At 70.3% G+C, this 19,796-nt stretch carries 20 protein-coding genes, 1 tRNA gene and 1 pseudogene; 11 read left to right on the forward strand and 11 right to left on the reverse strand.

Annotated elements, in window-relative coordinates:
- Positions 1-125 precede the first annotated feature (125 nt).
- Positions 126-1,229 (reverse strand): ParB/RepB/Spo0J family partition protein, encoded by a 1,104-nt coding sequence (locus tag AB8735_RS13280; RefSeq protein ID WP_372407465.1) that lies wholly within the window; start codon positions 1,227-1,229, stop codon positions 126-128.
- A 189-nt stretch (positions 1,230-1,418) separates the two neighbouring features.
- Positions 1,419-1,622 (reverse strand): hypothetical protein, encoded by a 204-nt coding sequence (locus AB8735_RS13285; protein ID WP_372407466.1) that lies wholly within the window; start codon positions 1,620-1,622, stop codon positions 1,419-1,421.
- A 308-nt stretch (positions 1,623-1,930) separates the two neighbouring features.
- On the opposite strand from AB8735_RS13285, the gene AB8735_RS13290 reads away from it, so the two are divergent.
- Together AB8735_RS13290 and AB8735_RS13295 are read left to right on the forward strand one after the other, a co-directional pair.
- Positions 1,931-2,878 carry a zinc-binding alcohol dehydrogenase family protein gene (locus tag AB8735_RS13290; protein ID WP_372407469.1) on the forward strand — a complete coding sequence of 316 codons (948 nt, stop codon included), beginning with the start codon at positions 1,931-1,933 and terminating at the stop codon, positions 2,876-2,878.
- A 92-nt stretch (positions 2,879-2,970) separates the two neighbouring features.
- Entirely contained in the window at positions 2,971-3,795 is an 825-nt protein-coding gene (locus AB8735_RS13295; protein WP_372407470.1) for an IclR family transcriptional regulator, read from the forward strand.
- 5 nt (positions 3,796-3,800) lie between these two features.
- Here the strand turns inward: AB8735_RS13295 and AB8735_RS13300 are convergent, their stop codons facing one another.
- The 3 genes and pseudogenes from AB8735_RS13300 to AB8735_RS13310 all read right to left on the reverse strand — a co-directional run bounded on the left by AB8735_RS13300 (position 3,801) and on the right by AB8735_RS13310 (position 5,218).
- Positions 3,801-4,289, reverse strand: coding sequence for a hypothetical protein (locus AB8735_RS13300; RefSeq protein ID WP_372411965.1), 489 nt, complete (start codon positions 4,287-4,289; stop codon positions 3,801-3,803).
- Between the two features lie 183 nt (positions 4,290-4,472).
- Positions 4,473-4,754, reverse strand: a pseudogene (locus tag AB8735_RS13305) (recombinase family protein); the annotation flags it as partial.
- Positions 4,755-5,017: 263 nt separating this feature from the next.
- Positions 5,018-5,218: a DNA-binding protein gene (locus AB8735_RS13310; RefSeq protein ID WP_372407473.1), complete on the reverse strand. Its 201-nt coding sequence runs from the start codon at positions 5,216-5,218 to the stop codon at positions 5,018-5,020.
- A gap of 282 nt (positions 5,219-5,500) precedes the next feature.
- Here AB8735_RS13310 and AB8735_RS13315 point away from each other — a divergent pair, with 282 nt between their 5' ends.
- The 5 genes from AB8735_RS13315 (at position 5,501) to AB8735_RS13335 (ending at position 9,461) form a co-directional block, all read left to right on the forward strand.
- Positions 5,501-7,096 carry a tyrosine-type recombinase/integrase gene (locus AB8735_RS13315; RefSeq protein ID WP_372407475.1) on the forward strand — a complete coding sequence of 532 codons (1,596 nt, stop codon included), beginning with the start codon at positions 5,501-5,503 and terminating at the stop codon, positions 7,094-7,096.
- A gap of 198 nt (positions 7,097-7,294) precedes the next feature.
- Entirely contained in the window at positions 7,295-7,726 is a 432-nt protein-coding gene (locus tag AB8735_RS13320) for a hypothetical protein (protein WP_372407476.1), read from the forward strand.
- Positions 7,723-8,400 carry a hypothetical protein gene (locus tag AB8735_RS13325; protein ID WP_372407477.1) on the forward strand — a complete coding sequence of 226 codons (678 nt, stop codon included), beginning with the start codon at positions 7,723-7,725 and terminating at the stop codon, positions 8,398-8,400. The genes AB8735_RS13320 and AB8735_RS13325 overlap by 4 nt, the downstream gene beginning before the upstream one ends.
- Entirely contained in the window at positions 8,397-8,699 is a 303-nt protein-coding gene (locus tag AB8735_RS13330; RefSeq protein WP_372407479.1) for a hypothetical protein, read from the forward strand. The genes AB8735_RS13325 and AB8735_RS13330 overlap by 4 nt, the downstream gene beginning before the upstream one ends.
- Positions 8,700-8,909: 210 nt before the next feature.
- Entirely contained in the window at positions 8,910-9,461 is a 552-nt protein-coding gene (locus tag AB8735_RS13335) for a hypothetical protein (protein ID WP_372407481.1), read from the forward strand.
- Positions 9,462-9,610: 149 nt separating this feature from the next.
- Here AB8735_RS13335 and AB8735_RS13340 read toward each other — a convergent pair.
- Positions 9,611-9,685: transfer RNA gene (locus tag AB8735_RS13340), tRNA-Val, on the reverse strand.
- A gap of 187 nt (positions 9,686-9,872) precedes the next feature.
- Between AB8735_RS13340 and AB8735_RS13345 the strand changes: the two genes are divergently transcribed.
- From AB8735_RS13345 to AB8735_RS13355, 3 genes are read left to right on the forward strand one after another with little or no spacing between them, the layout of a single operon-like run.
- On the forward strand, positions 9,873-10,643 hold the full coding sequence (locus AB8735_RS13345; protein WP_372407484.1) for a DUF4097 family beta strand repeat-containing protein: 771 nt from the start codon (positions 9,873-9,875) through the stop codon (positions 10,641-10,643).
- Positions 10,644-10,677: 34 nt separating this feature from the next.
- Entirely contained in the window at positions 10,678-12,099 is a 1,422-nt protein-coding gene (locus AB8735_RS13350; protein ID WP_372407485.1) for a hypothetical protein, read from the forward strand.
- Between the two features lie 17 nt (positions 12,100-12,116).
- Positions 12,117-12,335, forward strand: coding sequence for a zinc ribbon domain-containing protein (locus tag AB8735_RS13355; protein ID WP_344032418.1), 219 nt, complete (start codon positions 12,117-12,119; stop codon positions 12,333-12,335).
- A 22-nt stretch (positions 12,336-12,357) separates the two neighbouring features.
- Here AB8735_RS13355 and AB8735_RS13360 read toward each other — a convergent pair whose 3' ends face one another.
- The 4 genes from AB8735_RS13360 to AB8735_RS13375 all read right to left on the reverse strand — a co-directional run bounded on the left by AB8735_RS13360 (position 12,358) and on the right by AB8735_RS13375 (position 17,524).
- Positions 12,358-13,020, reverse strand: a complete 663-nt coding sequence (locus AB8735_RS13360; protein WP_372407487.1) for an O-methyltransferase — start codon at positions 13,018-13,020, stop codon at positions 12,358-12,360.
- 99 nt (positions 13,021-13,119) lie between these two features.
- Positions 13,120-13,959 carry an HAD family hydrolase gene (locus tag AB8735_RS13365; protein ID WP_372407488.1) on the reverse strand — a complete coding sequence of 280 codons (840 nt, stop codon included), beginning with the start codon at positions 13,957-13,959 and terminating at the stop codon, positions 13,120-13,122.
- Positions 13,956-16,352, reverse strand: a complete 2,397-nt coding sequence (locus AB8735_RS13370) for a phosphoribosyltransferase (RefSeq protein WP_372407490.1) — start codon at positions 16,350-16,352, stop codon at positions 13,956-13,958. The genes AB8735_RS13365 and AB8735_RS13370 overlap by 4 nt, the downstream gene beginning before the upstream one ends.
- Entirely contained in the window at positions 16,349-17,524 is a 1,176-nt protein-coding gene (locus AB8735_RS13375) for an HpcH/HpaI aldolase/citrate lyase family protein (protein WP_372407492.1), read from the reverse strand. Before AB8735_RS13375 ends, AB8735_RS13370 begins: the two co-directional genes overlap by 4 nt.
- A 193-nt stretch (positions 17,525-17,717) precedes the next feature.
- Here AB8735_RS13375 and AB8735_RS13380 point away from each other — a divergent pair, with 193 nt between their 5' ends.
- Entirely contained in the window at positions 17,718-18,560 is an 843-nt protein-coding gene (locus tag AB8735_RS13380) for a TerD family protein (protein WP_344032407.1), read from the forward strand.
- A 483-nt stretch (positions 18,561-19,043) separates the two neighbouring features.
- On the opposite strand, the gene AB8735_RS13385 is transcribed toward AB8735_RS13380, so the two are convergent.
- Positions 19,044-19,793, reverse strand: a complete 750-nt coding sequence (locus AB8735_RS13385; RefSeq protein WP_372407494.1) for a Tellurium resistance — start codon at positions 19,791-19,793, stop codon at positions 19,044-19,046.
- Positions 19,794-19,796: the final 3 nt, after the last annotated feature.

The raw sequence follows: 19,796 nt of genomic DNA on the forward strand, positions 1-19,796 counted from the left end.
CGCACCGCGACCCTGCGGACCAGGCTCCCCCACCATCGCCCCACCCTCACCCTCACTCCCGGCCGCAGAAACGCGCCGGGCCCCGCGCGCGCTGCACGCGGGGCCCGGACTCATAACGTCGCTCGCTAGGCCGCCAGTTCAGCGGCCTCGGCCACGGCCTCCTCCGCCAAGGCTTCCAGTTCCTCAAGCGCCTCTTCCGTCGGCCCCTCGTCAGCCTCAGCCTCCGCCGTGGCGCCGGGCACCGCCTCTTCCGGATCGGCAGACCGGGACGCAGTGGCGGACGACTCGTCGATGGCGTCCTCCTCCTCGTCGACCACGAGGTCGGGGCGCACCGCCAGCGTCCGGGCGCTGCTGATCGACTTGGCCTTGCGCAGCTTCTTCCGCAGCTCGGTGACCGACCTGTGGATACGGTCGAGCGCGTCGACGTGCCGCGCGACTTCGCCTTCGAAGAGCACTGCCAGGTCCGTGGGGGTCTGCTTCGCCAGTTCGTCGAGCTGACCGGCGACGAGTTCCATCTGCTCCACACGGGAGCGTGCCTTCTTGCGCTCCTTGGTCTGCGTCTCCTTCTCGGCCTGCGTCAGTTCCTTCTCGGAGAAGAAGCCCTGCTGCTGCTCCGCCGCCTTGAGCGCCTGGGCGAAACCGCTGGCCTCCGTCTCGGTGGTGAAGTCGCCCTTCATGTACTGGGTGACGGCGACCTTCTGGTTGGCCGGTGTCAGGCGCGAGACGTGCCAGGCGAAGTCGGGCTTCATGATGCCTTGGTCCACCAGCTTCGCGGCCTCGGTGGTGAGTTCGAGGAGGTCCATGCGCCAGCCTACGTAATCCGTGGTCTTGCCGAACATCTGGGCGATCCGCTCAACGGCGAGTCCGTAGCCGATCAGGTCGGAGTACGCCTGGGCCTCTTCGAGGATCGTCATGTCCGCTCTGCCGAGGTTTTCCGAGGCGCTGCGCAGGAAGGTCTGCATGTCGTCCAGCTCGACGATCTTTGCTTCGATCGCCTTCTGGCCGCGGATGAGGCGCATGGCGCGCCACCGGCGCTCCCCCATGACGAGCTGGTAGCGGCCGCCGACCTCGCGGACCACAACGGGCTGCTGCTGTCCCATCGCCGCGATCTGGGCCTGGAGTTCGTTGAGCTTGGCGATGTCGAACCGGCGCCGGGGCTGGTCCGGGTTGCGGTCGATGAGGCCCAGAGGGATGAGCATGGTCTGGCCGGCCACCTCGATGACGCTCATGATCCGTTGTCTCCTCGCACTCTGAGGTTTCCCAGATGGGTTTCTGAGAGGTTGTGACAACATTTTATGTTCAGTTGATCTTGACCGTCAAGTGTTTTATATCGTCAGGATGTGCGCTGAGCGTGCCCCCCGAGTCACAGACCCCGGCGGCCCGTCAAGCCGCCGGGGCTGTCACCGCCATCACATAGATCAAAGTTGACTGGCGTCCGCCTCAACACATGTCGACGGCACGCCACAGCCGTCGACGTCGACGTCGGCCCCTCCCATCACCAGCAGACGCGCCAGGGCGAGCGACTCCTCTTCGCCCGACACCGGCATGCCGTCCGCACCATCGGATCCACACTGCTCCGCCTCCACCAGGGCCCTCACCGCCGCCTTCGAGATGTGCACCATGCCGTCTCTGACTCCTCGACCCGCCCTGCGGGCGTGTTCGCCCCGCCGCCCCAACGCCTACACGCCGCGACAGCACGTGACCGTCCGTCACTTGGCGGGACATTGCCATGCCTTGGCTTCTTAACGCAAGGGTCATATCCCTTCCCGCCCTGCGAGAAACCCTGACCTTTACCTGCGCTCAGCCGAAGCAGGCTCTCGTTTCTCGCGACGCGAGAAAGCACCGGGGAATGCACACCTACCGGCTCCGACAAGGTGCTCATGGCCTACCCTTTCGCGGTACGGTCCGATCCGCATATGAGGGGGGTTAGATGCGCGCTATCACCATGCGCGAGTTCGGCGGGCCAGAGGTCCTGGAACCAGCGGAGGTTGATGAACCGTCGTCACGTGAAGGCCACATCGTGGTGGAGGTAACCCACGCCGGTGTCAACTGGGCCGATCTGCACGTCCGGGAGAACAGCTACCTGGCACCGGTGCGTCTGCCGTACGTGCCCGGCAACGAGATCGCCGGCATCACGGCAGACGGGCGACGCGTGACCGCCCTCATCAGCGGTGGCGGCTACGCGGAGCGGGCGCTTGCCCCCGAGGGGGCCATCTGGGAGATCCCCGACGACATCACCGACGAGCAGGCCCTGGCCCTGACTCTCCAGGGCAACACGGCGTGGCACGCGATCTTCACCTGCACCCAGCTGATGCCGGGCGAGACCATCGTCATCCCCGCCGCAGCGGGGGGAGTTGGCGTCCTGGCCGTTCAGCTCGCCAAGCTGGCCGGCGCCAGGGTGGTGGCCATGGCCAGCTCAGAGTCCTCCAGGGCCCTGGCGCTGGAGATGGGTGCCGACGCCGTCGTCGACTCCTCCGTCACTGAGCAGTTGAGCCGCCGCATCCGGCAGGCAGCCGACGGTCCGGTGCACGCGGCTCTGGAGATGACCGGAGGCCCCACCCTTGTCGAGACGATGAACGCGCTCGCGCCTCGGGGCCGGATGGTCGTGTACGGCTACGCCTCCGGGAAGGTCACCGACATCCCCACGCAGGCGATGCTGCAACGTTCGATCAACGTGAGCGGTATGTGGTTGCCGCGCCTCTTCAGCAACGGCTCCACCCTGGCCGTGTCCATGAAAGCCCTGTACGCGGCCGTCCGGTCCGGTGATCTCAAGACCGTCAGCGGCGGGACATACCCCCTTGATGAGGCCCGAAAGGCCCATGAGGCACTCGAAAATCGCAGCCACGTGGGCAAGCTGTGCCTAACAATCGGCCAGTAAGATCACGGGCACGACACCGGGGGGATCTGGAGGCCGGCATATCGGCCCACGGGGACGCCGCTCAGGCGGCATTGGCCAGGAGGGGAACCACGTTGAGTATCGCTGAGGGCCCAGGAACATCTGCGGGCAGCAGTCACGCGGAACGCGTTTTCCGTGTGACGCGCGCATTTGCCGAACTCGGCGGCCAAGCCCACGGCCCCGGCGAAATAGCCCAAGCCACCGGCTTGGATGACTCAGTGGTGCACCGAATTCTCCAAAGCGGTGTCTATCAGGGGTACTTCATCCGCGTACGGCGTGGCCTCTACCAACTGGGCACAGACGCAGCCCAGTTGGGATTCCAGGCGCTGGCCCACGACGACCTCTCGGGCGACACGGTGCGCCAAGCCCTCCAGGAGCTTCGCAACGCCACTGACGGTGGCCTGGCTTTCCTATACATGAAGGCCCCCTTCCGTGGCGCCCAGCGGCAATGCATAGATATGGCCGTGGGGAGTTCGGACCTCGTGGAGCTCGGGATGACACCCCGGGACGTACTGTCCGTCACACGCAGCCTGCGCACGGGAGCATCCGGCCGCACCATCCTGGCCTACCTCCCCGACAACATCCAGCAGCTCGTCCTGGCCGAAGACGTCCCCGATGAGGCCGGACCCAACGCGTACAGGGACAACGACGCGCTTCTCGCGTCCCTGAAGGAGATCCGTGATCGCGGCTACGCCCTCGGGAACCAGGAGTGCATGGCCGGCTGGTCCTCCGTCGCCGCACCCATTCTGTGGCGCGACACGATCATGGGAGCCGTGCTGCTGCTCAAACCCGTCACCGTCATGCCGCAGGCCCCCGAGTCCTACATCGAGGCCACGAAGACGGCTGCCGCTCGGCTGAGCCGGCTCAGCGAGAGCGGCTGGCCTGCTACAGACGGGTAACGGGGTCACCAGTAGCGGATAGAGAATCGGTCCTCGTCGAACCTGCGGCTCCCCCGCACGGTCGCGGGGCCGACCTCTACCTCCTTGACGACCAACCGCAGGAGCGCCTTCTTCTGCTCCTCCCCTGCGTTCTCGTTCCACCAGTCGACGATGCTGTCCAGGGTGAGCTCTGGGAGATCGTCCAGGAAGCGCCCCGCCCTGACGTCGGCAAGAGCGGTCGCGCGCTGCTCGGCAGCTGCAGCCTTCGCCGCCTGGAACTGTGCGAGGTTCATCCCCCGGGCGCCATAGACGCGAGCCAGCTCGGCTTGGTGGAGCTTCAACTCTTCGACCAGGCGCTTGCCTTCCTTGGCCTTCTGCGCAACCAAGTCGCGCATCTCGGCGAGGCGCTTGAGGCTGCTCGGCCGGGCCAGGCGCGCCAGCGCCCGTTCGGCGGTGTACTTGTCCAGCGGGTCCGCGGAGATGCGGATCTTGCCGCAGCCAGCCGTCTCACACACGTAACCATGTCCACGGTTCGACGTGGCACGCGAAACGAGAGGGTTCTTGCACAGGGCACACGTACCCGTACCGCCGGAGAGGTAGTACACATGCTGCGGAGCACCGGCAGGGCTGCCACCCCCCGCGCCCTGGTTTCCCCGGGCGGACCGCTCCCTGGCGCTGAAGTAGGCGTCCAACTGCATGAACTTGGCCGGGCTGATCAGCTCCTCGGCCGGCCCGGGAACCAGCTCACCGTTGGCGTTCCGGCGCAGGCCGGCGATAGCCGGGTTCCGCAGACGCCTCCGCAGGGTCGTAGGAGACCAAGGGCTCCCATAGGGGGTCGGCCCTTTCTCCTCGGTGATCCATTGAGAGGTCTCCGAAAGGGTGTGCTCCCCAGAGAGCAGGCGATCAGCCGCTTTGTCGAGGCCATCCCCCTCGTCAGGGATACGAGTGATCCCATCGGTTTCGTGGCCGTACGCCCTCATATCTAACTCCAGCCCGACCTTCGTACACGCTATGTTCGAGCCGAGCACTGTCTGCCCGACATCTCACCCTGCCGTGGACCCCCATCCACGCAGCAAGGACTCCGCCGAACCGTAGCGGACACGCTTCCGCGCGTCTACGCGGCCCCATGGGACTCACCCGCTCCACTCAGCGCGATCACCTTGCCGGGCCAACCTATACCCAGACAGACGCTCATCAGTCCGATCGGAAAGCGCCAGGAGCCTCCACTCCTGGCGCCCTTGACCTACGCCCCGCCGAACCCGAGAGCCTGTTGAAGCTCGGCGGTGTACACCCTGCGGATCCCCTTGCCGAAGCGGTGCACCGGGACAGGGAAGTCGCCCGCCGCGATCAGCTCATAGGTGAGATTCCTGCCAAACCCGAACGCCCTGCCGGCAGTGAGCACATCGACCGACACGGGCAAGGACATCAGCTCATCACGCGTCACGGACAACACCCCCAAACCAGCACATCTCGCAGGTGGCCGGATCTTGTTCAAAACGCCGCATTAGCTCTCCCGTATCGCCCCCGCGCCTCCCGGACAGCCTTCGGAAAGTTTATGGTCACCCCGTGACGCCGGACAAGGTCGTAGTTGGATCGACGAACGTCTGATACAACACATGTCATCCCCGGATGAGGCACGAAAGCGCCCGAGTCGTCCGGAACTCACCCGCCGCACCACCGTTGTCCACGGGCAACACAGTCGACCTTGCGATGTCCGCCTCAACACATGTTGCAGATTCTGGAGGAACGCATGTTCAAGGGATCGGTGTACAAACGCTGCTCATGCCGACAGCCGGCTCTGGCCGATGACGGCAGCCCACTACTCGACAAGCACGGAAAGCCCAAGCTCACCGACATCGGCTCCAGCTGCCCCGACCTCGAGAAGCGCGCCCACGGTAGCTGGTACTACTACGTCCACCTGCCCGACGGCCCTGGCGGCCATCGTCGCCGCCCCCGCAAGGGGGGCTTCCTCACCAAGACAGCCGCCGAGAGCGCAGCCCAGAACCTCTGGGACCTCGCTCACGGAGGCGTCGATGTGTCGTCGCAGGAGACTGTGGAGCAGTTCCTCCGGCGCTGGCTCGCCAAGAGAGTCGACATCAAGAGGTCCACTAGGAAGGGCTACGAAGACCACATCGAGAGGGTCTTCATCCCCGCCCTGGGGCATCTGAAAGTGCGCGAGCTGACCCCGCGGCATCTCCAGGAGATGTTCGAGGACATCTGGCGGACCAACACGAGGCACGAGGCGAACCGGGAGGCTGCCAAGAACGCCGAGGCCGCTTGCCATGAAGCGCACTTGGCCTGGAAGCAGGCGGCGAAGCCTCGCTCGCCCGAGCTGCGGCAGCGATGGGACGAAGCCAAGGCCGCACTGGGGAAGGCCCGCCAGCAGCCCCGGCACATCACGGGCCCCGGAGCGCAGCTGAAGATGAAGAACGAGCTGAGCGCGGCCCTGGAATACGCCGTCGAGGTCGAGAAGCTACTCAAGGAGAACCCGGCCATCCACCTCAAGCTCCCCAAGTACAGGCCGCCGAAGCCCATGGTGTGGACTGATGAACGAGTGGCCCGCTGGCGGAAGACCGGCAAGAAGCCGAACCCGGTGATGGTCTGGACACCCGAACAAACCGGGGCGTTTCTGGATGGGGTTGCCGAGCATCGCTTGTACCCCATGTGGCACCTCATGATCTTCCGCGCGCCGCGCCGCGGAGAAGCATGTGGACTGCCCTGGTCAGAGACAGACCTCCAGGCCAGCACCGTCCATCTCACGGAGCAACTCGTCTCGTTCTCCTACGAGGTATGGGAGGACACGCCGAAGAGCGACAGCGGAGAACGCACCATCCTCCTGGACAGTCAGACCGTGCTCCTCCTGGAACTATGGCGAACTCGCCAGCTGTTCGAGCGCAAAGCCTGGCAGCAGAAGCACGAAGAGAACCCGAAGAAGTACGGGCCGTACGTCGACTCCGGATACGTCTTCACATGGGAGGACGGACGTCCTTACCACCCCGAGTACCTCAGCCAGGTCTTCGGCCGTCTAGTCCACCAACTCGGCCTTCCTCCCATCCGGCTGCACGACCTCCGCCACTGCGCGGCAACGCTGTCCCTGGCCGCCGGCGTCCACATGAAGGTCATCCAGAGGCTGCTGGGGCACTCCTCCTACCAGCTCACAGCCGACACCTACACCAGCGTCCTCCCCCAGCTCGAACAGGCCGCTGCCGACGCCCCCGTGAGCCTTGTGCCGCGGCAAGTACGACCGGTCGCGGCAGTGGAAGCAAACGACCCCGACACCACCGACGGGCCCGAGCAGCCCAGCTCATCAGAGGCCGCGTAGACCACTCCCGTAGCGAGTTGCAGGCGGGAAGGCCCTGACCGTTCACCGCACAAATCACCAAAAGCGCCCGCAAGTTGCGGGATGCAATGCCAGGCTCAGTGCCCCGGTATCGCCTGACCGGGACAAGCGCCCAACCGAGTAAACGACCTAGCCCTGCCCGGCCGCCCGTCCGGCGGCCGGCCTGACGAAAGGGTCCCCATGCCCGACACCGCGATCAGCGTCGGCCAGATCTATCTGGCCTGTCCGGTCAGCGACGGCAGCCGCCGCATCCGCATTGAGAGCTACGCCCCAGGCGACGCCCGCGCCGAGGTAGTCGACGCCGACAGCGGCAAGCGGCCGCGCCAGATCCTCGTCACACAGCTCCACTCCAGCCCGCTCACCGAGTACGGCCGTCCCCGGCGCAACGGCTACGCCATCGACACCGGGCCGACGACCTGGCGGATCAAGCGCTCCTTCAGCCGCGCCTTCCCGTGGGAATGGGCGTGCACCGCCACCGTCACCACCGGGCCGCAGACTCGACAGTGCTCCGCCAACGGACTGGGCCGGACCCCACAGGACGTGCGGCACGGCGCCGAGCAGCACACTCGGGCCACCCACCCGGAGCTCGTCAAAGACGGTGCCGACCAGTGACCAGCCATACCATCCAGACCGGCCAGGTCTACCGCTCCGCCAGCAGCGGACCGCCCATCCGCATCACCAACTACGCACCCGGTGCAGCGAAGGCCGAAGTGGTCAACCACGCGACCGACGAGCCGCTGGAGGCCGTCCCCGTACGCCAGCTACACGACAGCCCACTCACCGACACGGGCCGACGCCGCCGTGCAGGCTTCATCCTGGACACCTACGCCACCCGAGTAGCCGTCGAAGCACGAGCCTTGATGCCCCCTGCTCCGACCGTCGTGCTGCGTACCGCCGCCGAGCGGCTCCGCGCCCTCGCCGTAGCAGCCTCCACCAACACCGCTAACAGGCCGACGGCATCCTGGGCAGTGCGCTACCACCGCGACGCAGTCACCAGGGAAGAACTGCGTGACCACGACTGCTACCTCGAGGCCGTCGACAACACCACACCCGACGGACGCGGCCGGGAACCGCTACTTCGAGGCGGCTCCAACCGTCTACACGGCCGCGGTGTCTGGCCGCACATGAATCCACAGCACGCCGAGTACATCGCCGCCATGGACCCCATGGTCGGCCTCGCGCTCGCCGACCTCCTCGACGACCTCGCCACCGACCGCGACGGAACCGTCCACCCCACCGCGGCCGCGCTCGCCGTCGCCCGGTATCTCCTTGGAGGAGACCGATGACGGAACCGCCCAGCACCCATCCCGCCTACCCTCGGCTCGTCGGGCTCCCATCCGGGCGCTACCAGCATGCCGCCCACGGCGAGAGCCTGATCGCCATGACGCCGTGCGCCAAAACTGCCGCCATCGTGGGCGACGGCGCGGCGCTCCCCTTCTGCCCGGACTGCGCCACGGCCCTCGCCAGCATCTGCGACGCAAACTCCCCGCACAACCGACACCGGCGCCACCCCTACCCCGACCAAGGGATCTGCCCTGGTATCCCCGAGCACGCCCGGCACGCGGTCGAGCAGCCGGCACCGTGACGGAGGACGTCACGGTCACCATCGCGGCCGCCGTCGGCCAACTAGTCTCCCTACTCCTGCCGCCCACCGACCGCGTCGACGAGGGCGCGCCGTGACCGGCCCGTCGTCCACCCCCGGGGCGCACCACTTCGATCAGCCGGAGGGTCGGGTGGCAGTGCAACCGCTCTGCCGAAGATGCCCAACTGGCGCTACCCAGAGGATCATCGAATCATGACCGGCAGTCCTGACACCGATCGCTGCATCGCTGGCGAAACCGAGCTCGTTGACATCATCCGCCAGCACGCGGAGCTCTCTGGGCACGCCTACAAGACCCCAGGCCACTGGGCTTACCCAACTCCTTTTCACCTCCTGCTGGCCCTGGCACGGCGGTTCACTGCCGTCCCGAGCCCCCATGACTTGGTCGGCATGCCTGACCGGCTCTGCTACAGCAACGCCGCCAACTACGCCCTGGCGCACCGTGGTCAAGGACTGGTGTACGCCGAGGGATTCGCCCTGACCCATGCCGGGCTCGACTTCCACCTCCCGCATGCCTGGTGCGTGCGCCCGGACGGAACAGTCCTTGATCCCACATGGGACGACGCCCCCGGACGGGCCTATGTCGGCGTCCCAGTTGCCGACCCTCTGATGTGGCCCGTGGATGGCGGCGGCCTGTTCGCTGACTTCGGGCGAACCCTGCCACTTTTGCGCGACGGATTCCCCGAAGCCGCGATCGCCAACGTCGGCCGCCCTCTCCCTCTAACCGGCCTCCCGAGCTTGCCCTGATCCATCGGGCGCTACGGAGCGCTGGATCTGCTGGACCGTCCACCGCAAGATCGATCGCACCAAGGGACATGCTCAACGCTCCGTCCCCGGCCTGTCCCCATACAGCGGCAAAGGGCCCTCCAATCAGTTGATTGGAGGGCCCTTTGTGCTGGTGGGCGCAGACGGGATCGAACCGCCGACATCCGCTTTGTAAGAGCGGCGCTCTACCGCTGAGCTATGCACCCGCACGAGCTACGCGCCCGCAACGAAACGACAGCCTACATGCCCCCGCCCGACGCCTGGCAAACCCGGGACCGGAGGGTGCCCGGGGGTTATCCCCACCCCCGTTCCGGCGGCGGGCAGGATCGTCGGGGAAGGGGGTGGTTCCTAGGGTGGGGAGGTCGTGATCCATCGCCTGACCTGGGAGTCCGCATGCCTCGCCGTGATCGTGCCGTACGTCTGACGTTGCTCGTCGGGGGGATCGCGGTCATCGGGGCGGCGCTGGCGGGGTGCGGGCAGCCGGATCTGGACGAGGCCGAGCCGGAGACGCGGACGTTCGCGCTCGGAGGGCGGACGCTGACCGTGGACAACGACAACTCGCAGCTCGAGCTGGTGCCGGGGAGCGGGAAGGGCGTGCGGGTCACGCGGTGGTTCGACGGATGGTCGGTGGGCGGGTCCACGCGGACGTCGTGGGAGATGCACGGGGGCACGCTCCGGCTCCGGCAGGAGTGCGGCGGGATCAGCAAGCACTGCGAGTCGAAGCACCGGATCGAGGTGCCGGCGGGCGTCACGGTGATCGTCGAGGACCGGAACGGCGGGGTCACGTCCCGGGGGATCAAGGGCGACCTGAAGTTCCGCTCGAGGAACGGGACGATCGAGGTGCACGGGGCCGACGGGCGGCTGGATCTCAGGACCGAGAACGGTGACATCCGGGCCGTCGACGGGATCGACTCGCGTCGGGTGTCCGTGCGGTCCGACAGCGGGGACATCACCGTGGCTCCCCGGCGGACGCCGGACGCGGTGCGCGGCGAGAGCGTCAACGGGAACGTCACGGTCACGGTGCCGGACGGTGCGGCGTACCGGGTGGATGCGAAGAGCGTCAACGGCTCGGTGAAGGTGGACGCGGAGCGGGACGACTCCTCCGCGCACACGGTGCGGGCCCGCAGCGAGAACGGGGACGTGCGCGTGCGCGCGGGCGGCTGACCGGCCCGCGTGGGCGCCCGTGGCGGGTGGGAGAATGGCTCCCTGGCCTGGGCGACCAACAGGAGAGGGCAGGGCGCACGTGACGGTTACCCCCTTCGCGCAGTCCGTACGAGCGCAGTCCGTACGAGCGGTCCGGGAGACCGTCGCGCTGGTGCTGCTGCCACTGCCGCTGCTGGCCGCGGCGGCCGCCGCCGCACCGGCCGCGTTCGCCGGCGGGGGCACCCGCCGCTGGGGACGGGGCCGTGCCGAGGGCCAGCGGGCCGAGGCGCAGGCGGCCAAGGACGCCGCGGCCGCCGCCTTCTACGAGCTGGACACCGCCCAGCGCGACCTGCGGATCTCCATCGAGACGATCACCGCCGTGGACTCCTCGCCGGCCGCGCGCCGGGCCGCGGAGCAGTTCGCCGCGTTCGGGGCCCGGATAGACGAGGTGTCGGGCGCGTACATCACCGCCGTGGACGCCCACGACCTGGACCGGGACGACCTGGACGCCGCCTCGGCCGGACGGGCCCGCGCGGATCTGACCCGGGCGAAGGACGAGCTGGTCGGGGCGAAGGCGGATCTGGAGCGGTTCGGGCAGGGGCTCGGGCCGCTGCTGGCGGCGGCCGAGCGGGAGCTGACGAAGCTCGCCCCCGCCGTGGAACGCGCCCGGCAGGGCCTGCTGGCCGCGAGCGGGGCGCTGGACGCGGCCCGTTCCACCGGGCTGCGGGCCGACGGCCTGGCGGCCCGGCTCGCCGCCCTCGGCCCGGAGCTGACCCGGCTCAACGAGGGCGCGGGGCAGCACGGCGTCCCGCAGACCATCGAGCGGGCCGAGCGGACGCTGCGCGAGGCGGAGGCGATCCGCGCCGAGGCGGAGCAACTGCCGCGGCGGGCGGCCGAGATCGACAAGCGGCTCGTCTCGCTGCGGACCCGCGCCCAGGCGATCACCACCCGGGCCGGGGCGGTCGCCCCCGTCCTCAGCGAGCTGCGCCGCCGCTACAGCGCGGCGTGCTGGCAGGACCTCCAGCAGGTGCCGGAGCAGGCGCGGCAGGCGGTCGGGCAGGCGGAGGCCAAGCTGCGCGAGGCGGGGCAGGCGCGCGACGAGCAGCGCTGGCCGGACGCGACGGCGCTGCTGTCGACGGTGCGGGCGCTGCTGACGGCGACCGACGAGTCGGTGTCGGCGGCCGGCGACCGGCTGCGGCGGCTGGACGAGGTGTCGGCGGACCGGCAGCGGGAGATCGAGCGGACGCGGTTCGCGATCCGGGACGCCCAGCGGCTGGCGATGGCCGGGCGGAGCACTCCGGACCCGCGGCACGCGGGCCCGCTGGACGAGGCGGTGGCCCGGCTGGACCGCGCGGTGGCGGCCCTCACCGGCCGGCACCCGGACTGGTGGGCGTTCCTGACCGAGACGGAGGCGGTGCGGCGCTCGGTCGCGGACGTCGTGGGCCGGATCCGGGAGGAGCGCGGCGGCCGGGGGTGACTGACTAGGCTGGCCGCATGCCTCGTTACGAATACCGCTGCCGCGCCTGCGGCGGCACCTTTGAGCTGAACCGTCCGATGGCGCAGTCGTCCGACCCGGCCGTCTGCCCCGAAGGGCACGCGGACACCGTGAAGTTGCTGTCGACCGTCGCTGTGACGGGCGTCTCCGCCGCAGCACCCGCCGCGCCCCGTGACGGCGGAGGCGGCGGGTGCTGCGGGGGCGGCTGCTGCGGCTGATCAGGAGAGCTTGCGGGGCTGATCAGGAAAGCTTGCGGGCCAGTGTCAGACCGTCGGCGACGTTCAGCATGACCGATTCCATGCGCTTGTCCGCCGCGGCGTGGTCATTGAACCGCCGGACACCCGCACCCGATCCGGTGACGCCGGGATCGATCACCGTGCCCTGGAAGAGGGTGTTGTCGACGACGAGCAGACCGCCCGCCCGCAGCCGGGGGACGATCTCCTCCCAGTAGTTGACGTAGTTCTCCTTGTCCGCGTCGAGGAAGACGAGGTCGAAGTGCGGCTCGGCGGGCAGGGCCCGCAGGGATGCCAGGCCGTCGCCGATGCGCAGGTCGATGCGGTCGGCGACGCCCGCCTCGGCCCAGGCGCGGCGGGCATGGGCGGTCCACTCCTCGGAGACGTCGAGGGCGATCAGGCTGCCGTCGGCGGGCAGGGCCTGGGCCATGGCCAGGGAGGAGAGCCCGGTGAAGGTGCCGATCTCCAGGATCCGGCGGGCGCCGGTGAGGCGGACGAGGAAGGCGAGCAACGGGGCCTGTTCCTCGGCGACCTGGAGGTGGGCGTTCTCGGGGAGCAGGGAGCGGGTGGTGTCGACCAGCTTCCGCAGGACGGGGTCGAGCGGCGGGTTGTGGTCGAGGAGGTACTGGTAGAGCTCGGGGCTGAGCGCGATGCTCTTCTTCACGGTCACGGGGGCTCCTCGGCGGGTGGGAAGTACGGGTCGGTGGTACGGAATTCACTGATCCGCGGACGACGATATGAACCCGAGTCCGGTCACGAAAGCCTTCGGTCAGACGTTACGGACCGTGCCCGCCTCCGCCCGGTCGTCGACGAGGGCGTCCGCGAAGGCCCGTACGATCTCCTCCCCCGCCGCCACCCCCACCGTCTCCAGCGCCGTGAGATGCGGCGCGCTCCAGCCGCTGTCGGCGAGTTCACCGTGGCCGGGCCGCCAGCCGAGGTCGGCGGCCAGCAGCAGATCGGCGTCGAGCAGCGAGTCGCCGGCGGCGAGGACGCGGCCGGCGCCGGTGCGGCGGGCGACCTCGGTGACGGCGGCGCCCTTGGTGACCGGGCGGGGCACGGCGTAGATCTTGCGGCCCTGGAGGGAGACGCTCCAGCCGCGTTCCCCGGCCCAGGCGGCCAGTTCGTCCGCCCAGGCCGCGGGGAGCCGCTCCCGGTCGACGACGAGGTAGGCGAAGAGGCCGTCCGCGGTACGGGACTTGAGGAGCCAGGCGGGGTCGGCGGTACGGGCGATGTGCGCGCGGACCTCGTCCATCGGCGCGCAGCCGTCCGCCACGGCCCGGCGCACCCGTGCCCGCCAGGCGGTGTCGGGCACGCCGTCGACGAGGATCTCGCCGCCGTTGGCGCAGACCGCGTACCGGGGCGGCGGCCCGGGCAGCCGGACGCGGCCGTACTGGGCGAGGGTGCGGGTGGTGGCGGGGACGAACGCGCCGGTGCGGGCGAGTCCGGCGAGGAGTTCCGCGGCGGTCTCGGTCAGGTACGACAGCGGTCTGCCCTCGTACACCTCGACGCACAGCAGCCGGGGCGCGGCCGCGTCCGGCCCGGCGAGGCGGAGGGCGGCGGACGAGTAGATCAGTGTGCGGTCGAGGTCGCTGGCGATCAGGGTGTTCACGAGGTGACGACCGCCTTCCCGTCGGCGCCGGTGGCGCCCCTGGTGTACCGGGGGTGGACGAGGCCGACGCAGCTGTACGGCAGCCCGTCCACCTCCTCCACGGGGACGCCGCGCTGGGCGGCGAGCAGGCGCACATGGTCGAGGGCTGTGCCCGCCCCGCGCGCGGCCAGGATCTTCCAGGGGACGCGGCGCAGCAGCACCCGGGTGGTCTCGCCGACGCCGGGCTTGACGAGGTTGGCGTCGTGGATGCCGTACTCCTCGCTGATCCGCTCGACGGCGGCCCAGCCCTGCCAGGTGGGGGTGCGGTCGGCGGCGGCGAGTTCCTTGGCGTCGTGGGCGACGTCCTCGGCGACGGCGTCGAAGCGGGCCGCGACGGCGTCGAGGAAGGCGCGGGAGACGTCCGAACCGGCCAGCTCCCGGTAGTACTTGGCGCCGTGGAAGTCGTCCGGGCCGACCAGGTCGGCGCGCAGGACGGTGCGCGATATCAGGCCGGAGACGGTGGAGTTGAGGCAGGCGGAGGGGATGAGGAAGTCGTCGCGCGTGCCGTAGGTGGTCACGCAGGAGCCGGGGTCGGCGAGGACGGCGAGCCGCGGGTCGAAGTCCGTTCCGGAAAGGGCCGCTTCGAGCTCGCGGGTGATGGCGCCCTTGCCCGTCCAGCCGTCGACGAAGACGACGTCGCGGGGGTCGTGGCGGTCGGCGAGCCAGCGCAGGGCGGCGGTGTCGATGCCCCGGCCGCGGACGATGGAGACGGCGTAGTGCGGCAGGTCCAGGCCGTGCGCGTGCCGGGCCCAGCGGCGCATCAGCACGCCGACGGGGGTGCCGGCGCGGGCCAGCGAGACCAGCACCGGGCGGGGGGACCGCTCGGCGAGCACGGTCTCGGTGACGACGCCGACGGCGCGGGCGATGCGGTCCGCGGAGGCGTCGAGCGCGGCGCGGTAGAGCTCCTGGTAGCGCTCGCTGGGCTGGTACTCGACGGGTAGCGACTCGGCGTAGTGCGCGCCGCCGCTCTGGATCGCCTCCTCGCGCTCCTCGATGGGCGCCTCCAGGGTGACGCCGGAGAGGTCCTGGAGCAGCCAGCCCACGTCCTCGGGTGCGTAGGACGAGAAGGCGGGGCCGCGCAGGGGTTCGCGCGGGGCCCGGTGCGCGGGGATCACGACGAGCAGCACCTTTCCGGTGTGTGCGGACAGCCGGTCCAACAGGCCGCCGGGGGCGTGCAGTTCGGGGGTGTCGGCGGTGGAGTCGACGACGGCGACGACGGTGTCGAAGCCCCCGCCCGCCACGTTGTAGGCGTAGCGGTCGCCCGGGCCGTCGGCGGGGGCGTCGTGGGCGGGGAAGCGGAGGCGGGTGCGGATGGCGTACCCCGGGTCGTCCACGGGCAGGACGGGCGAGCGGGTGGTGGTCGAGAAGCGCACGTCCTCCCCGAGGGCCTCCAGGGCCCCGGCGAGGCGCAGGGGCGCGTACATCAGCTCCTCGTTGCCGAGAACGAGGACGCGGCCGCCGCCGTCGCCGTCGCCGTCCAGGTGACCGGCGATCTCCCGTGCCATGCGCGGCAGTTCGGCCTCCAGGCGGCGGCGGTGCGCGGGGGTGAAGCCGTGCCGCCCGCCGTCGGGGAGGCCGGCGGGCCAGCGGAGGCCGACGCGGGTGGCGCCGGAGCCGGATCCCGCGGGACCGGGTTCGTCCGGGCGCGACCAGCGCTCCACCAGCTCGCAGCCGCGCTCCAGGACGTCCTCGGGGAGGGTCACCGTCCCCGAGGCGAGGGTGATCAGGTCCACGCGCGCGCCCAGTTCCGCCGCGAAGGCGTCGAGCAGCGCCCGGTCGTCGGGCGAGCGCATGTCGACGAGGGCGACGATCACATACCGGTCGCGGGGGTAGCGGCGGTGGAGCACGGCGATCGTATTCATGATCGTCCGGCCGGTGGAGAACTCGTCGTCGACGAGGACCAGCGGGCCGTCCGTCGACAGCAGCGCCGGGTCCTCCGGGAGCAGCAGGTGGGACGTCGCGTGGCTGTGCTCCTCCTCGAAGCCGCCGACCGGCGCGACACCCGGCACCGGGCGCCGGGTGGAGTGCAGATACGGCGCGAGCGCCAGGCCGTCCGCGACCGAGTGGCCGAGGCCGGTGGCGGTCTCGGCGTACCCGAGGACGACCGCCCGGGCCGCGTCCGCGTCGCCGAGGAGCGCGCGGACGCGACGGCCGAGCCCGGCCCCCGCGTCGTACACGGCCGACGGCCGCTGCGGCACGTGCTTGCCGAGGACGTTGGAGACGAGGAGGTGCGCGCGGCGCGGGTTGCGCCGCAGCGCGAGGCCCAGCAGCCCGGGGAGGGCGGCGTCGCCCTCCAGCCGCACCCCGAGGCGGTCCGCCACCCAGGAGCCCGACCAGATGGATTCGGCGGTCACAGGATCGCTCCCCGTACGCTCGCGCCCAGCAGTTCCACGAAACCGACGTCCTCTCTTGCCACGCCGAACACCTCGGCCCTCAGCAGGGTCCTTTCTGCCCAGGCGCGGTGCGGCTTCACCTCGTTCATCTTGTTGGTGTACGAGGAGCGCAGCACCCCGCCACCGCCGTCGTCGACCGAGCGCAGGATGTCCCGCGCGTCGCTGAACTCCTCGTGGCTGACGACCGACAGGGCGTGCACCGGCGCCACATGCGTGGGGTGGATGCAGGTCTTGCCCAGCAGGCCGTTGGCACGGTCGAGTTCGATCTCGCGCAGCAGCCCGTCCATGTCGTGCTCGATCAGCGCGGAGCGCAGCGCCTCCGCGGGTCCGGCGAACGGGCTGCGGCGCAGCTGGGGTTTGAACATCCGCTGGTGCTGGCGGAAGTACTCCCACACGGGCCCGGTGACGGTGAACCCGCTGCCGTCCGCGCGGCCGAGGACGTTGACGACGTCGGCGATCACGGAGGCGACGAGCCGGACGTCGTACGCGGTCATGTCGGGCGCGCGGCGCAGCCCGTAGGCGGAGCAGAAGTCGGTGACGCCGAGCCGCAGGGCGAGGACGCGCTCGCGGTGCTTGTCCGTGGCGCGGGCGATCCCGGCCAGGGTCCCGGCGCGGGTCTCCAGGTGGAGGAGCTCGGGGGATTCGAGGACGGGCATGGCGAACAGCCGCTGCCCGTGGGCGGCTTCGGCCTCGGCGACGGCCTCCAGGAAGGGCAGTCCGCGGTCCTCGGTGAACTTGGGCAGGACGAAGCCGGAGAGCAGCCGGCGGGCGGGGCCGAGGCGGTGCGTCAGGTCGGTGATCTGCTCGGGCTCGCGGACGCGGACGAAGAGCAGGGGCGTGTGCGGCGCGGCGGCCCGCTCCAGCTCCGCGAACTGCCGGACGAGGTTCTCCTCGGCGGCGGGAACGTCGGCGTCGCCGATCGAGTCCTCCAGGCACAGGACCATGGACACGACACCCTGGTCGGCCTGTTTGACGACGTCCCGGGCGAGGGTGGGGCGGGTGGCGGGGCAGTAGAGCGTGGCGCCGAGGGCGGCGGCGAGGACGCGGGCCGGGGAGCCGGCGTCGAACTCGGCCGGCTCCTGGTGGAACAGTCCATTCCGCACCTCGGGCGCGAGGTGTCCAAAATGCCGCATTTTTCTCCCCGTTGCTCCCCGTGACGTTCCCGCCGCGTCCCCGTCCCGCACGGCGTACCACCGCCCGGTCCGGCCGTCCGCCGTCCTGCGTGGCCGATTATCGTACGCTCGGCGGTGGGTCAAGAGTTCCCCAAACCGCCGTCGCGTCGGCCCGCGTTGTCCGGGGCCCGTGCGGGAGGGCAGGATTGCGGGCATGACGCACGCGATGCTGAAGGGATCGAACATCCCGCTGGAGGCCCCCGCCGTTCGGGCCGTGCTGCGCTGGACCCCCGGTCCGGGCGTCCCCGATGTGGACGCCTCCGCCCTCCTGCTGGGCGACGACGGCCGCGTGCGCTCCGACGAGGACTTCGTCTTCTACAACCAGCCCCGCCACCCGTCCGGCCTGGTGCGCCACCTGCCCAAGAAACGGCTGACGGAGGGGCTGACCGACTCCATCGAGACCGACCTGGCGGCGCTGGACGGCTCGGTGCGCCGCGTGGTCCTCGCCGCCTCGGCGGACGGCGGCCCGTTCGGCCTGGTCGAGGACCTGTGCGTGCTGCTGTACGACACGGCGGCGCCCGGGGGCGAGGCGGTGGCCCGCTTCGACGTCCGGCCGGAGACGGGGGACGAGACGGCGATGATCTGCGGTGAGCTCTACCGGCGCGGGGAGGGCTGGAAGTTCCGGGCGCTGGGGCAGGGGTATGCGTCGGGGCTGGTGGGGCTGGCGACGGAGTTCGGGATCTCGGTGGAGGACGATTCGGCGGAGGCGCCTGCGTCTGTGCCTGAGCCCGAGCCGGCGTCTGAGCCGGCCCCCGCGGCTGCCGCTGCCGCTGCTGCCGCCGCCGAGCCGATACAGCCCATACCGGCCGGTGGCTATCCGCCGCCGCCCTCCGTTCCGCCGGTGATTCCCGCGCCGCAGCCCGCGTACGGGTATCCGCAGTATCCGACCGGGCAGCCGTCGTACGGGTATCCGCCGCAGGGGGCGGTGCCGGTGCCGGATCCGGGCTTCCGACTGCCGCCGCAGGGGCCGCAGTTCCTACCGGCGGCTGCTCGGTAGGGGTTTTGCCCCCGGCCCGCCCTTTCACCGTTTCTTGCGCGCTCCGCGCGGGGGCAACGCGGCTGCGCCGCTCGTCCTCAAGCGCCGGACGGGCTGGATTCCGCGCCCGGGCCGGAATCCAAAGCCCGGCGCACACTCCAGCCCAGGCGCACACTTCAGCCTGGGCGCGCACTTCGGCCCGGGCGCGCACTTCAGCCCTTCCGGCGCTTGAGGACTCCGCCCGAAGGGCGGACAGGGTCCGGGGTCTCCCCGGAAGAAACGGTGAAAGGGCGGGACAGGGGCACACACCCAGCCCGTCCGGCGCTTGAGGACAGCGCCCGCAGGGCGCTTCAGGGGGCCAGGGGGCGAAGCCCCCGGTGGGGCGCAGGGGCGAAGCCCCGCCACCCGCGCGAAGCGCGGGCACGGGTCCGGGGCTTGCCCCGGGGAAACGGTGAAAGGGCGGGGCCGGGGCAACTCACCGCGGCGAAGCCGCGAAAACGACCCTCACACCTTGCTGCTCTTGTACCCCCGCCCCCACTGCAACCCCCACCCGTACAACCGGTCCAGCTCCGACTGGAACCCGTACACGTACCGCATCTCCCTCCGCACGACAATCTCCTTCTTGTCGTTCTCGATCAGCAGCACGGCGCACGACCGCGCCTCCGGCGCCCGCTCGTGGAGCGCGACTTCGAGCCGGGGGCCGTTGCCGGGATACAGCGTCACCGTGGCCTGCGTACGGTCGAACGCCGGGGTCCCGTCATAGATGTAGACGAAGACCAGCAGGCGCTTGATCTCATCCCGGTGGTCCATGTTGATGTAGAGCGTCTCCCCCGTCCCGGACCCGAAGCGGTCGTCACCGCTCAACTGCACATACGGCGGGGCGTTGATGCTGCCCAGTATGTTGCCGAGCGGCTGGACTACGCCCTTCGACCCATCCCACAGCTCATACATGCAGGCGAGGTCGAGGTCCACGGTGACCATGGCCGTCCCCTGCGCCTGTACGACCTCCGGCGTGAACTTCCGGAACGGGTGCCGTACGGACCCGCGCCCGGGTCCCCGTCCGTCGAAGTCCGAGGTCCTCATCTGCCAGGACAGGTTGACCCGCATGTTCCCGCTGACCGCGCCGTTCTTGGTCAGCGAGTAGACCGGGCGCCGTTTGGTCAGCTCGACCGCGCCGCTCCCGCCGTGCGGGGCGTCGAACTGCCAGGCGGCCCCGCGCCCCCAGTTGCCGAACAGCTTGTCCCGTACCGTCATGAC

This window comes from Streptomyces luteireticuli, from assembly GCF_041519305.1.
GTDB lineage: Bacteria > Actinomycetota > Actinomycetes > Streptomycetales > Streptomycetaceae > Streptomyces > Streptomyces luteireticuli.

Bases quoted from the DNA above. Each gene is read 5' to 3' on its own strand.
- AB8735_RS13375 (WP_372407492.1), bottom strand. From the start codon at position 17,524: ATGCGGCATTTTGGACACCTCGCGCCCGAGGTGCGGAATGGACTGTTC.
- AB8735_RS13335 (WP_372407481.1), top strand. From the start codon at position 8,910: ATGACCGGCAGTCCTGACACCGATCGCTGCATCGCTGGCGAAACCGAG.
- AB8735_RS13355 (WP_344032418.1), top strand. From the start codon at position 12,117: ATGCCTCGTTACGAATACCGCTGCCGCGCCTGCGGCGGCACCTTTGAG.
- AB8735_RS13280 (WP_372407465.1), bottom strand. From the start codon at position 1,229: ATGAGCGTCATCGAGGTGGCCGGCCAGACCATGCTCATCCCTCTGGGC.
- AB8735_RS13330 (WP_372407479.1), top strand. From the start codon at position 8,397: ATGACGGAACCGCCCAGCACCCATCCCGCCTACCCTCGGCTCGTCGGG.
- AB8735_RS13285 (WP_372407466.1), bottom strand. From the start codon at position 1,622: ATGGTGCACATCTCGAAGGCGGCGGTGAGGGCCCTGGTGGAGGCGGAG.
- AB8735_RS13385 (WP_372407494.1), bottom strand. From the start codon at position 19,793: ATGACGGTACGGGACAAGCTGTTCGGCAACTGGGGGCGCGGGGCCGCC.
- AB8735_RS13345 (WP_372407484.1), top strand. From the start codon at position 9,873: ATGCCTCGCCGTGATCGTGCCGTACGTCTGACGTTGCTCGTCGGGGGG.
- AB8735_RS13350 (WP_372407485.1), top strand. From the start codon at position 10,678: ATGGCTCCCTGGCCTGGGCGACCAACAGGAGAGGGCAGGGCGCACGTG.
- AB8735_RS13380 (WP_344032407.1), top strand. From the start codon at position 17,718: ATGACGCACGCGATGCTGAAGGGATCGAACATCCCGCTGGAGGCCCCC.
- AB8735_RS13320 (WP_372407476.1), top strand. From the start codon at position 7,295: ATGCCCGACACCGCGATCAGCGTCGGCCAGATCTATCTGGCCTGTCCG.
- AB8735_RS13290 (WP_372407469.1), top strand. From the start codon at position 1,931: ATGCGCGCTATCACCATGCGCGAGTTCGGCGGGCCAGAGGTCCTGGAA.
- AB8735_RS13315 (WP_372407475.1), top strand. From the start codon at position 5,501: ATGTTGCAGATTCTGGAGGAACGCATGTTCAAGGGATCGGTGTACAAA.